Origin of the sequence: Thermocatellispora tengchongensis, assembly GCF_014202315.1 — a bacterium.
Taxonomy (GTDB): Bacteria; Actinomycetota; Actinomycetes; order Streptosporangiales; family Streptosporangiaceae; genus Thermocatellispora; species Thermocatellispora tengchongensis.
Genome location: NZ_JACHGN010000005.1, coordinates 528502 through 541087 on the forward strand (window position 1 = coordinate 528502; position 12586 = coordinate 541087).

At 73.0% G+C, this 12586-nt stretch carries 9 protein-coding genes; 5 read left to right on the forward strand and 4 right to left on the reverse strand.

The window, feature by feature from the left end; genetic code table 11:
• Positions 1–12 precede the first annotated feature (12 nt).
• The 4 genes from HNP84_RS14545 to HNP84_RS14560 are packed head-to-tail and all read right to left on the reverse strand — an operon-like array spanning position 13 to position 4227.
• On the reverse strand, positions 13–891 hold the full coding sequence (locus HNP84_RS14545) for a carbohydrate ABC transporter permease (protein ID WP_185050188.1): 879 nt from the start codon (positions 889–891) through the stop codon (positions 13–15).
• Entirely contained in the window at positions 888–1784 is an 897-nt protein-coding gene (locus HNP84_RS14550) for a carbohydrate ABC transporter permease (RefSeq protein ID WP_312924785.1), read from the reverse strand. Before HNP84_RS14550 ends, HNP84_RS14545 begins: the two co-directional genes overlap by 4 nt.
• A complete protein-coding gene (locus HNP84_RS14555; protein ID WP_185050189.1) occupies positions 1781–3172 on the reverse strand; it encodes an extracellular solute-binding protein in 1392 nt (463 codons plus the stop codon). The genes HNP84_RS14550 and HNP84_RS14555 overlap by 4 nt, the downstream gene beginning before the upstream one ends.
• Before the next feature lie 53 nt (positions 3173–3225).
• The gene (locus tag HNP84_RS14560; RefSeq protein WP_185050190.1) at positions 3226–4227 is read right to left on the reverse strand and encodes a hydroxyacid dehydrogenase; all 1002 of its coding nucleotides are present in this window, start codon (positions 4225–4227) and stop codon (positions 3226–3228) included.
• A 243-nt stretch (positions 4228–4470) separates the two neighbouring features.
• On the opposite strand from HNP84_RS14560, the gene HNP84_RS14565 reads away from it, so the two are divergent.
• The 5 genes from HNP84_RS14565 to HNP84_RS14585 all read left to right on the forward strand — a co-directional run bounded on the left by HNP84_RS14565 (position 4471) and on the right by HNP84_RS14585 (position 12576).
• Positions 4471–5697: a substrate-binding domain-containing protein gene (locus tag HNP84_RS14565; protein WP_185050191.1), complete on the forward strand. Its 1227-nt coding sequence runs from the start codon at positions 4471–4473 to the stop codon at positions 5695–5697.
• Between the two features lie 55 nt (positions 5698–5752).
• Positions 5753–7729, forward strand: a complete 1977-nt coding sequence (locus HNP84_RS14570; protein WP_185050192.1) for a DUF2264 domain-containing protein — start codon at positions 5753–5755, stop codon at positions 7727–7729.
• 25 nt (positions 7730–7754) lie between these two features.
• Positions 7755–9896, forward strand: coding sequence for an alpha-galactosidase (locus HNP84_RS14575; RefSeq protein ID WP_185050193.1), 2142 nt, complete (start codon positions 7755–7757; stop codon positions 9894–9896).
• Between the two features lie 72 nt (positions 9897–9968).
• On the forward strand, positions 9969–11027 hold the full coding sequence (locus HNP84_RS14580; protein ID WP_185050194.1) for an LLM class flavin-dependent oxidoreductase: 1059 nt from the start codon (positions 9969–9971) through the stop codon (positions 11025–11027).
• A gap of 31 nt (positions 11028–11058) precedes the next feature.
• The gene (locus tag HNP84_RS14585; RefSeq protein WP_185050195.1) at positions 11059–12576 is read left to right on the forward strand and encodes an AMP-binding protein; all 1518 of its coding nucleotides are present in this window, start codon (positions 11059–11061) and stop codon (positions 12574–12576) included.
• The last annotated feature ends 10 nt before the right edge of the window (positions 12577–12586 follow it).

Consider the following 12586-nt stretch of genomic DNA (forward strand, 5'->3'; position numbering starts at 1 on the left):
GGGGAAGGGAGGTCAGCCCTTGATGCCGCCGGCCAGGCCGACGCCACGAAGGAACTGCTTCTGGAAGGCCAGGAACAGGGCGACCGGGATGAGGACCGCGATGAACAGCGCGGCCATCAGGAGGGAGATCTCCGAGGTCTGGGCCACGCGGGGCAGCGCGACCGAGAGCGGCTGCATCGTCGGCTCCGGCAGCACGAGGAGCGGCCAGAGGAACTCCTTCCACGACGCGACGACCGTCAGGAGGGAGACCACGCCGAGGATCGGCCGCGACAGGGGCAGCACGATCGAGACGAGCATGCGGACCGGACCGGCCCCGTCGGCGCGGGCCGCCTCGAACAGCTCCTTCGGCAGCGCGTCGAAGAAGCGCTTGATGACGATCACGTTGAAGGCGTTGGCCGCCGCGGGCAGCCACACCGCGAGCCAGGTGTTCTGCAGGCTGCCGCCCGTCACCGGCAGGTCCAGGACGGTGAGGTAGAGCGGGACGAGTGAGACGACGCTCGGGATGAACAGGGTGGCGAGGACCAGCGCGGACAGCACGCCGCCCCATCTCGGCCGCAGCACCGAGAGCACGTACGCGCCGGTGACGCAGACGAACAGGGTGCTGGCCCAGGAACCGGCGGCCATGACGACCGTGTTCCACAGGTAGACGCCCATGTCCAGGCGCGGCCACGCGCCGATCAGGTTGTCCCAGCTCACGCCGGACGGCCACAGGGAGAACGGCGCCCGCAGGGTGTCCTGCGTGTCCGACGTCGCCGCCTTGAACAGCCACAGCATCGGCCCGGCGCCCGCCACGAGCAGCCCGGCGAACACGGCGCCCCGGATGATCCGCATCGAGTGGCGCACCAGGGGACGGGCCAGATCGACGTCCGAGATGATCGCCCGCTCGGTCATGAGTCCCGCCCCAGCTTCCGCGTCGCCAGTTGGTAGATGCCGGCGAAGACGCACAGGACGACGGCCAGCATCAGGCTCAGCGCCGTCGCGGCCCCGTAGTCGCCGTTGATGAACGCGTAGTTGTAGACCATGAGCAGGATGGTCATCGTCGCGTTGTCGGGCCCGCCGCCGGTGAACAGGAACGGCTCGGTGAACACCTGCGCGGTGCCGATGATCTGCAGCAGGATCAGCACGACCGTGATGCCGCGGATCTGGGGGAGCGTGACATGCCAGATCCTGCGCCAGATCCCCGCGCCGTCCAGCTCGGCCGCCTCGTACAGCTCGGTCCTGACGCCGGTGAGGGCGGCGAGGTAGATGATGACGTTGGTGCCGGCGTTGGCCCAGGTCGCCTCCAGCACCAGGGCCGGCATCGCGGTCGTCCCGGTGTTCAGCCACGGCAGGGGGTCGATCCCGGCCCAGCCGAGGACCGTGTTGAACAGGCCGTCGGCGGAGGGGTCGTAGAAGACCTTCCACAGCAGGATCGCCACGACGGGCGGGAACACCACCGGCAGGTAGGCGAGGGCGCTGTAGAGCCCCTTGCGGCGCCGCAGCTCGGAGATCACGACCGCGAGGAAGACGGGCAGCGGGAAGCCGAAGACCAGGCAGAGCAGCCCGTACCAGAGCGTGTTGCCGATCGCGGTGGGCAGCAGCGGGTCGCCGAGCACGTAGGTGAAGTTCTCCCAGCCGACCCAGGTGCTCCCGGAGACGAAGTTCGTCTGCTGGAAGCTCATGACCAGGCCGCGGACGATCGGCCCCCACGAGAAGTAGAGGAAGACGAGCACGAGCGGGAGCGCGAGCAGCGCGGCGCCGGGATCGACGCGGCGCGGCCACCGGGCCGGGGACGGACGGATCACCGCGGGGCCCGTGCCAGCTTCGCGTCCACGGTCGCGACGGCCTCGGCGAGCAGCGCGGCGATGTCGGCGTCCTTGTCGGTGAGCACCTTCTGCAGGACGGTGTCCAGCACGGCGTAGACCTCCTGCGCGCTCCTGACGGGCTCGGTCTTGAGCTGGACGGTCGCGAGGTCGCCGGTGTAGCCGGTGAAGTTCTCCAGCGGCACGTTGACGTGGCCGGCGATCCAGCTCTCGTACCGCTCGAACGTCTCCGGGGCGACGGGGCTCAGCCGGGGGATGCCGACCGCGCCGCCGTCCTGGGCGGTGGCCTTGGCGTCGGCGACCGCCGCCTCCTGGTCGATGTACTTGTGCAGGTCGAAGAAGCGGATCCACTTCAGCGCCGCGGCCTTCTCGGCCGGGCTCGCCTTGGGGTTCACGATCTCGACGGACCCGCCCGACAGGACCCTGTTGTCGTTGCCCGGCCCGGTGGGCACGGCGGTGAGCCCGACGTCCTCCTTGGCCATGCCGAAGTTGGTCACGGCGGCCTGGTAGGCGGCCGAGGGCACCGACAGGAACATGCCGATCTTGCCGGCCGCGAAGTCCTTGGCGATGTCGTTCATGTTGTAGAGGAAGTTGGTGCCCATGGAGTCGTCCTCCCAGCGCATCTGCTTGAGGTACGTCAGGGCGTTGCGCGTGGCGGCGTCGTCGAAGGTGGCCTTGGAGCCGTCCTCGCTCTCGATCGAGCCGCCCATGCTGTACGACTGCGCGGTCAGCATCCAGCCGCCGGTGTTCTCGGTGGTCATCTGGGCGTAGCCGGCCTGCCCGGTCTTCTCGGCGATGGCCTTGGCCGCGGTACGCACCTCGTCCCAGGTCCTGGGCGGCTTGGCCGGGTCGAGTCCCGCCTTCTCGAACAGGGCGCGGTTGTAGAACAGGCCGATCGCGTACGGCAGCACGGGGACGCCGTAGATGCGGCCGTCGCGGCCCTGGACGATCTTGAGCGTCTGCGGGTTGAGCTGATCGGCGAGCCCGACGGCCTTGAGCTCGTCGGTGATGTCCGCGACCTGCCGGCGCGCGATGAGCGACTGGATCTCGGTGAACGGGACCTTGATCACGTCCGGCAGGGTGCCGCCCGCCACGTTCGCCTGGAAGGTCTGCACGTCCCACACCGTCTCCGACGGCTCGATCCTGATGCCCGGGTGGGCCTGGTGGAACTCCTGGACCCGCCGGTCGAAGAACGCGCGGGCCGCGGCCTGGTCGGCGCTGGGCCGGTCGCCGACCGTGATGGTGACCGTGCCGTCGCCGGACGCGCTCCCGCCGGACGACGGGGCCCCGCAGGCCGTCAGGGCGAGGGCGAGGGCCGCGGTACCGCCGAACAGCGTGGTGCGGGTGTGGGCATGCCGGAACGTGGTCATGGCGTCTCCTGGGGGGGTGGTGGTGCGGGGGGTCGGTGCTCGTGGGCGGCGGGTCACGCGGACAGGGCGAGCCGGTCCTCGTTCACCTCGTGCTCCAGCGGGTCTCCTTCGAGGAACCGGACGAGTTCGGCGGCGGCGAGGTCGCCCAGCCGCGCCTCGTCGGTGCCGAGGCTGCCGGCGATGTGCGGGGTGACCAGCGCGTTGCCCAGGCGGAACAGCGGGTGCCCGGCGGGCAGCTCCTCGGGCTCGGTGACGTCCAGGACGGCGAAGACGTCGCGCCGCCGGGTCAGGAACTCCACCAGCGCGTCGTGGTCCACGAGGCCGCCCCGGGCGGTGTTCAGCAGCGTGCTGTGCGGAGGCATCAGGTCGAGCTCCGCCGTGGAGATCATGTGGTGCGTCGCGTCGTTGTGCGGCGCGTGCAGGGTCAGCACGTCGCTGCCGCCGATCACGGCGGGCAGGCCGGCGAGCTCCACGCCGAGGCCGGCGGCCTCGTCCGGCCGGGCGAACGGGTCGTAGGCCAGGACGCGCAGGTCGTGCTCGGCCAGGCGCCGCGCGACGAGGCGGCCGATGTGGCCCAGCCCGACCAGGCCGATCGTCGCGCCGTCCACGCCGCGCACGCCGGTGCGCGGCACCGGCCCCCCGGCCGCCCGCGCGTCCAGGGCGAGCCGCCAGACGTTCTTCAGCGACAGGTGCACCTGGGCGTAGGTGAAGTCGGCGACGGATACGGCGTTGGCGGACGCCGCCGTCGAGACCCGGACGCCCCGTGCCCACACGGCGCCGGTGACGATGCCGCGGACGCTGCCGGCCGCGTGCAGCACGAGTTCCAGCGCGGGCAGGCGGTCCAGGACGTCGCCGGTCAGCGGCGGTGTCCCCCAGCCGGTGATGAGGACGCGGATGTCGTCCCGCACGGCTTCCGAGACAGGGTCGAACTCCACGAGATCGACCCGGTGCCGGATGGCGGCCCTCACCCGGTCGGTGAGGACCGACCGGGACCACTCCCGGCCGATGCAGGTCCCCACCGCCCAGTCGGGACGGCCGGACACCACTGGCTTCATTGACGCTCGCTCTCTGGCTCTGCCTGTGATCAGGACGACGCGCCAGATTTCCCCGCAACGGGGACGTTACGGGGAAATTTCGCGCTGGTTGATTCTTCGATCGGCCACGAGCGGGGATCAATAGACGGGCAATGAAACGATCAAAATCGATCCGGCCCCGCTCCCCCGCCCCATCCCGGACAATGTGCGGGAGCGGCACGGCGACGCCTGCCCGCGGCGTGCACGGCGGCGATGATTGATCAGGTGATCCGAAGCGGTCGGCCGGTCCCGCCGCTTCCCGACGAGACGGAGGAGATCACGATGATCGGCGCCGAACGCAGGGAGGCGATCCTGCGCGAGCTCCGGCTGCGCGGCACGCTCAGCGTGGCGGAGTTCGCCGCCCGGCTCGGGGTCGCCAAGGTCACGCTCCGCCGCGACCTGCGCGAGCTCGAACGCGCCGGGCAGCTCTCGCGCGTGCACGGCGGCGCGAGGTTCCTCCAGCGGCCGGTGGCCGACGACTACGGCCCCGAGCGCACGGCCAAGCAGCTCGCCGCGACCTTCGGCCTCTCGCCGCGCAGGAGCGGGGACGACGCGCCCGTGGCGACGATCGGCATGATCGCCCCCACCAGCACCTACTACTACGCCGAGGCCATCGAGGGCGCCAAGCTGGCCGCGCACCTCGCCGGCGTCCGCCTCGTCCTGGCCATCTCCGAGTACAGCGAGGCCGAGGAGCGCAGGATCTTCGAGCGGATGACGACCATCGGCCTCGACGGCGTCCTCATCACGCCGAGCAAGTCCGAGCTGGCCGACTCCTCGATGAGCCCGCTGCGCGCGCTCATCGAGGAGTCGCCGATCCCGGTCACCGTCGTCGAGCGGGTCTGGGAGTTCCCCACGCGGGGCCGCGTGATCGACTCCGTGCGCTCCGACCATCAGCACGGAGCCGAGATCGCCGTGGCGCACCTGGCCGGGCTGGGGCACCGGCGCATCGCCGTGTGGACGTACGCGAACCCGCACGTGCAGGAGATCTCCGCGGGCGCCCGCGCCGCCGCCCGCGCCCACGGCTGCGAGGTGCACGCCCCCGAGTTCGACTTCGGCCACCCCGACTGGAGCTCGATCGACCACGCGGCGAACGTCCGGCGCTACCTTCACGAGGCCCACGCCGCGGGGGTGACGGCGGTGCTCATCCATCCCGACCAGCTCGCGCTGCAGTTCGCGCAGGCGGCGGTGGAGGCCGGCCTGGACATCCCCGGCGACTTCACGATCGTCGCCTACGACGACGAGGTGGCCGGGCTCGGGGAGATGCCGCTGACGGCGGTGGCCCCGCCCAAGAAGGCCATCGGTTTCGCCGCCATCGACGCCTGCCTGCGCGCCATAGCGCACTCCGGGCCGACCGCCACCCCCTTCCCCGCCCAGCGCATCCGCCTGCTGCCCGTGCTGAACGTGCGCGAGTCGAGCGGGCCGCCGCCGGGATCGGCCGCCGATCGTTTTTGAACGTTTGCCCGGTCACGCGTTGACTCCCCCGATCACCGCGGTTGTACTGTCCGCCATGACCACGGCCACCCGCCCCTTGGCGACCTCGCTGCGGGAGTTCGACGACCACCGGCTCTCCCCCCACACCGGGTGGACCCGGGACCACTGGGCGGCGCTCGCCGACCGGCTCCTCCTCGCGGCCCGCCGCTACGCCTCCGCCTCCCACGCCCGCATCGCCTTCCCCGGGGCGCCGGGCGGGTACGGCTCCGACGTGGACGCGCTGGAGGGTTTCGCGCGCACGTTCCTGGCCGCCGGGTTCCGCGTGGCCGGCGAGGGCGGGCGCGACCCGCTGAACCTCATGGAGTGGTACGCCAAGGGGATCGCCGCGGGCACGGACCCCCGGTCCCCGGAGCGCTGGGTGCGCCTGGACGAGCACCATCAGGCCCGGGTCGAGGCCGCGTCCATCGCCCTGGTGCTCCACCTCACCCGGCCGTGGCTGTGGGACCTGCTCACCCCGAAGGTGCAGGAGCGGGTCGTCGGCTACCTGGCCCCCGCGGCCGAGATGGAGTACCCGCCGATCAACTGGATCTGGTTCCAGATCATCGTCGGGCAGTTCCTCGCGTCGGTGGGCGCCCCCTTCGAGCCGGAGGTCATGGACGCCGGCCTCGCGCTCGCCGACGGCTTCGCCCGGGACGGCGGCTGGTACGCCGACGGCCCCGAACGCTCCTACGACCACTACGCGGGATGGGCGCTGCACTTCTACCCGCTGCTGTGGAGCGAGATGGCCGCGGGCGACCCGCGGGCGCGGTCGCGGCGCCCGGAGTACCTGGGCCGCCTCGAACGCTACCTGCACGACGCCGTCCACCTCGTCGGCGCCGACGGATCGCCACTGGTCCAGGGCCGGAGCCTGACCTACCGCTTCGCCGCCGCCGCGCAGTTCTGGGCCGGGGCCCGCGCCGGGGTCCCGGCGCCCGATCCGGGGCTGCTGCGCCGTGCGGCGTCCGGCATCGCCCGCCATTTCGTCGAGCGCGGCGCGCCGGACGCGGACGGGGTGCTCACGCTCGGCTGGTACGGCGCGTGGCGGCCGATCGCCCAGGACTACTCGGGGCCGGGCTCCCCGTACTGGGCCTCCAAGGGCTTCCTCGGCCTGGCGCTGCCCGCGAGCCACCCGGTGTGGACGGCCGTCGAGGCGCCCCTGCCGGTCGAGTCGGGCGACTACGGCCTCGTCGTCCCGGCAGCGGGGTGGCTCGTCAGCGGCACCCGCCGCGACGGCGTCGTCCGGGTGGTGAACCACGGCACCGACCACTCCCACCCCGGATCGCACCTGACCGACTCACCGCTGTACGCGCGGCTCGGCTATTCGACCGCGACCTCCCCCCTCCTCACCGGCGAGCACGCCGGGCACCCGCTGGACCAGTCCGTCGTGCTCCTCGACGCCGCGGGGGTGCCCAGCCATCGCACGGGCTTCGAGATCCTCGCCACCGGCCGGCTCGCCTCGGGCACCCTGGTCGGCGGGTCGCGCTGGCGCGCGCACTGGGTCGATCCGGAGCAGGAGAGCCCGGACCACGGCTTCGGCCGCTCGGGAGCGACCCGCCTCGGGCCGTGGGTCGGCGTGTTCTCCGCCGTGCGCGGCGCGTGGGAGGTGCGCCTGGTCCGGGTTGCGGCGGGGGCCGGCGAGGAGCCCGGGGTGCTGCACGTCGGCGGATGGCCGCTGCCCGCCCCCGCACCCGCCGAGTCGCGCACCGCGACACAGGCGGAGGCGTCGAACGGCACGCTGCGCTCGCGGATCGTGGGCGGGCCGGGCCTGGAGGCGTGCGGCGTGACCTCGGCCGAGGGCGCCTCGCCGCTGGCCCCGTGGACGCTCGTCCCGTGGTGCGCGACGCCCGCGCCCGCGCGGCCGGACACCTGGTACGAGGCGGCGGTGTTCCTCGGCGAGGACGGCGAGCCGCCGGCCGTCGAGTGGACCGGCCCCTCGGCCCTGCGGATCACCTGGCCGGACGGGACGGCGGACGAGATCGACGCGTCCCCCGCCGCGACCGTCGCGCCCGCCTAGGCGCATCATCGTTGTGGAGCTGAGCATGTCCATCATCCCGGTGGGAGAGCGCACGTGGGCGGCCGTCACGGCCACCTCCACCTACCTGTTCGGCGTGGAGGGCGACGGCGACGACGGCCGCGTCGTGCAGTGGTACTGGGGGCCCAGACTGCCGGAGGCGGCTCTGGCCGAGGCCGTGCGGCCCCGGTCGTGGAGCGGATCGGGCTTCGCCGATCCGCGTGAGGGCGACGAGCTGCTGCCCGTGGACGGCGGGCGGCGCTGGGGTGTGCCGTCGCTGCAGGCCACCTACGAGGGCGGGGTGCGCTCGGTCGAACTGGCCTTCGCCGGGGCCGTGCCGGCGCGGGCCGCGGACGGCGAGGAGATCGAGCTGGTGCTGCGCGACGAGGCGTACGGCCTGCGGGTCGGCGTGCACGTGCGCTGCGCCGAGGACACCGATGTCATCGAGCGGTGGGTCACGGTGGCCAACGAGGGCGCCGCGGCGGTGCGGCTCGGCAGGCTCGACTCCGGCAACTGGCTGATCCCCGAGCGGCCGGCCTGCCGCTGCACCGGGGTGTTCGGGGAGTGGGCGCGGGAGACGCAGCTCCAGCGGGCCGAGCTGCCGGTCGGGGAGACCACGTTCACCAGCAGGACCGGCACCACCAGCCACCGCGCCAACCCGTGGATCATGATCGACGCGGGTGACGCCACCGAGGAGAGCGGCGAGGTGTGGAGCGTGGCGCTGGCCTGGAGCGGGTCGTGGCGGCTGACCGCGCAGCACCTGCCCGGGGGGACCGTCAGCGTCACCGCGGGCTTCCGCCACGACGGGCCGTCCTGGCACCTGGCGCCGGGCGAGAGCCTGCGCACCCCGTCCGTCCTCGGCCTCTACAGCGACGGCGGGTACGGCGCCGCCGGCCGGGCCTGGCACCGGCACGTGCGCCGCCACGTCCTGCCGGCCCCGGACGAGGACCGGCCGGTTCTGTACAACTCCTGGGAGGCCACCGGCTTCGACCTCACCGAGGCGGGCCAACTCGACCTGGCCGCCAGGGCCGCCGCGCTCGGCGTGGAGCTGTTCGTGGTGGACGACGGCTGGTTCGGCGCCCGCGACGGCGACTCGCGCGGCCTGGGCGACTGGTGGCCCAACCCCGAGCGCTTTCCCAAGGGGCTGACCCGCCTGTTCGACACGGTGCGCGAGCTGGGCATGGCCGGCGGGCTCTGGGTCGAGCCGGAGATGGTCAACCCCGACAGCGACCTGTACCGGCGGCACCCCGGCTGGGTGCTGCACTATCCGCGCCGGCGCCGCGACACCATGCGCAACCAGCTCGTGCTCAACTTCGCCCGGGACGACGTGCGCGCGTGGGCGACCGGCTGGCTGGACACGCTGGTCCGCGAGTACGGCCTGGCCTACCTGAAGTGGGACATGAACCGCGGTTTCAGCCAGGCCGGCTGGCCGGACGCCGGGGACCGCGCGGACATGCTGTGGATCGAGCACACCCGCGGCGTCTACGCCGTCATGGACGAGCTGCGCCGCCGCAACCCCGCCCTGCGGATCGAGTCGTGCTCCGGCGGTGGCGGCCGGGCCGACCTGGGCATCCTGCGGCGTACCGACCAGGTCTGGACCTCCGACAACACCGACGCCCGCGACCGGCAGGGCATCCAGCACGGCTTCTCCCACCTGTACCCGGCGAACGTGATGTCGGCCTGGGTGACCGACAGTCCCAACCCGCACACCCGCCGGGAGGTTCCGCTGCGCTACCGGTTCCACGTCGCGATGGCGGGCGTCCTCGGCATCGGCGGGGACCTGACGAGGTGGAGCGCGGAGGATCTGGCCGAGGCCCGTGATCTCGTCGCGGCCTACAAGGCGATCCGCCCGGTCGTGCAGCACGGCCGGCTGTACCGCCTTGGCGGCACGCCGGGCCAGGCCGCCTCCGCGGTGCAGTACGTCCTGGGCGAGCGGGTCGTGGTGCTCGCCTACAACCCGTTCGCGCTGGACAAGCGCGCGCCCAGGCGGCTGCGCCTGGGCGGGCTCGACCCCGAGGCCGCGTACGAGGTGGTGACGGGCGAGGCCGGGGGTTCCCTCTGGCACGGCCGCACGCTGATGTCCGTCGGCCTGGACCTGCCCGCCTGGTCCCCCTACGGCCCCGACTACCGCAGCGGGCTCCTGGAACTGCGCCGGGTGGAGAAGGCGTAGCGCCCGCCCGGCGATCCCCTGTGTTACGCTTCCCCAAGCGAGCGCTTGGTTTAGGGAAGTGGGTCACCGCCGATGAAGTTCTCCACCTTCCACCTGTTCCACCGGTTCGACGGCCAGAGCTTCGCCGACGTCTACGACCACCACATCCGGCTCATCGAGCTCGCCGAGGAGCTGGGCTTCGACGGCGTGCGGCTGGCCGAGCACCACTTCCGCGACTACGGCGTCGCGCCGAACCTGTTCACCATGCTCGCCACGCTGGTGCCGCGCACCTCGCGGCTGCGCCTGGGCACCGGGATCGTGGTGCTCCCGCTGCACAACCCGATCCACGTCGCCGAGGAGGCGGCGATGGTGGACACCCTGTCCGGCGGGCGGCTGGACCTCGGCATCGGGCGCGGCTACCAGAGCTACGAGTTCGAGGGGTTCGGCGTCGACCTGGCCGAGGCGCGCGGCCGGTTCAACGAGGCGCTGGAGATGATCGTCGGGCTGTGGCGCAGCCCGGAGTACGCCCACGACGGCACGTACTACCGCACCGGGACCGGCATCGGCCTGGTGCCGCGGCCGGTGCAGGACCCGCACCCGCCGATCCACGTCGCCGCCGTCTCACCGGAGACCGTCACCATGTACGGCGAGCGCGGCCTGCCGATCCTGGCCGACCCCGCCGCCCCCTTCTCCAAGGTGGTGCGGGCCGCGGAGACCTGGCGCGAGACCGCCGCCCGAGCCGGGCACGACGTGGCCAAGGCCGAGCTGGTCGTGGCCCGCAGCGTCTACGTCGCGCCCACGCTGGAGCAGGCCAGGCGGGACCAGGCCAGGTTCGAGGCGTCGTTCGACCGCTCGCGGATCTTCAACGAGCGCAGCGCGCCGATCGACCCCAGGACGGGCCGGGCCGCGCAGGGCTTCGAGTACTACCAGGACCGCTATCTCAAGGGCGGCTCGTTGTCCAACGACTTCCGCTGGGAGCAGCTTGAGGTCATCGGCGACCCGGAGCGGGTGATCGGGCAGATCCGGGTGCTGGCCGACGCCGGGTTCGCCGACCTGCTGTGCGACTTCGGCAGCACCCGGCCGATGCCGGTGGAGGACATGGAGAAGGTCATGCGGTTCTTCGCGGCCGAGGTCATGCCCGCCTTCCGGTGACCCCCCAACCCGCCGGCCCCGAGGAGGCGCGATGATCCACCGGCTCACCCTCTCCGACGTGCTCGCCGAGCACGCCCGCAGCCGCCCGCTGGTGACCGCGGTGGTGGACGGCGAGACGCGGCTGACGTACCCGGAGCTGGAGGCGCGGGTCGCCCGGCTCGCGGGCGCCCTGGCCGGGCGCGGGGTCGGCCCCGGCGACCGGGTGCTGTGGCTCGGCCGCAACGCTGCGGCCGTGCTGGAACTGCTGCTGGCCGCGTCCCGGCTGGGCGCGGTGCTGTGCCCGGCCAACTGGCGGCAGAGCGCGGACGAGCTGGCCTTCGTGCTCGAAGACCTGGCGCCCACGGTGGTGGTCTGGGAGCGCTCGGAGGCCGCGGCCGGGCTGTGCGGGCCCGGCTGGATCGAGGCGGGGGCGGCGTACGAGGAGTTCCTGGCGGGCGGCCCGGAGGTGCGCGACGGCGCGGAACACAGCCCTGGGGCCACCGCCGAGCACGGCGACGACGGGTCGCCGGTGCTGGCGCTGTACACCGCGGCGTTCGGGGGACGGCCCAGCGCGGCCCTGCTCAGCGACGCGGCGCTGATCGCCCACAGCGCGGCCCTGCTCGTCGTGCGCCAGATGGAGCCGGGCTTCACCTTCCTCAACAGCGGCCCGCTCTACCACGTGGGCACGATGATGTTCTGCCTGGCGACGCTGCAGATCGGCGGCACCAACGTGTTCATGCCGGCCTTCGACGCCGAGGAGGTCTGCCGGCTGGTGGACGCCGAGAAGGTGACCCAGGCGTTCCTGTTCGGGCAGATGATCGACGCCGTGGCCGCGGCCAACGCGGGCGGCAAGTACGACCTGTCCTCGCTGCGCTTCGTGGCCCACTCCCCCGAGTGGGACGCCATGATCACCGTGGACGACTCGCCGTGGTGCCGCTCCAAGATGGGCGGCTACGGGCAGACCGAGGTGGGCGGGATGCTCACCTTCCTCGGCCTGGCGCCGGGCGGGGCGGGCTTCGCCGGACGCCCCTCGCCGCTGGTCCAGGTGCGCCTGCTGGCCCCCGACGGCACCGAGGTGGCGCCGGGCGAGGTGGGCGAGATCTGCGCCCGGGGGAAGTCGATCTTCTCCGGCTATCACGACCGCCCGGAGCTGAACGCGGCCCGCACCGCGTACGGGTGGCACCACACCGGCGACCTGGGCCGCCGCGAGCCCGACGGCACGATCACCTTCATCGGGCCCAAGCTGCGAATGATCAAGTCGGGCAACGAGAACATCTACCCCGCCGAGGTGGAGCGGGCGCTGAAGTCGCACCCGGCGGTGCGCGACGCGGCGGTGATCGGGGTGCCGGACGAGCGGTGGACCCAGGCGGTCAAGGCGGTGGTCGTGCTGGAGCCCGGCGGGCCGGGCGCGAGCGCGGAGGAGCTCGTCGAGCATGTGCGCGGGCGGATCGCGGCGTACAAGCGGCCGCGGCACGTGGTGTTCGCCGAGGAGATCCCCAAGCGCGGGTTCACCCCCGACTACGACGCGCTCGACGCGGCGTACGGCGGCGGGGCCTATCCCGGCGCGTGAGCCCGGCCGC

What these genes read in the sequence shown, in the direction of transcription:
- HNP84_RS14570 (WP_185050192.1), top strand. Translation starts at nt 5,753, where the DNA reads ATGACCACGGCCACCCGCCCCTTGGCGACCTCGCTGCGGGAGTTCGAC.
- HNP84_RS14580 (WP_185050194.1), top strand. Translation starts at nt 9,969, where the DNA reads ATGAAGTTCTCCACCTTCCACCTGTTCCACCGGTTCGACGGCCAGAGC.
- HNP84_RS14545 (WP_185050188.1), bottom strand. Translation starts at nt 891, where the DNA reads ATGACCGAGCGGGCGATCATCTCGGACGTCGATCTGGCCCGTCCCCTG.
- HNP84_RS14555 (WP_185050189.1), bottom strand. Translation starts at nt 3,172, where the DNA reads ATGACCACGTTCCGGCATGCCCACACCCGCACCACGCTGTTCGGCGGT.
- HNP84_RS14575 (WP_185050193.1), top strand. Translation starts at nt 7,755, where the DNA reads ATGTCCATCATCCCGGTGGGAGAGCGCACGTGGGCGGCCGTCACGGCC.
- HNP84_RS14560 (WP_185050190.1), bottom strand. Translation starts at nt 4,227, where the DNA reads ATGAAGCCAGTGGTGTCCGGCCGTCCCGACTGGGCGGTGGGGACCTGC.
- HNP84_RS14585 (WP_185050195.1), top strand. Translation starts at nt 11,059, where the DNA reads ATGATCCACCGGCTCACCCTCTCCGACGTGCTCGCCGAGCACGCCCGC.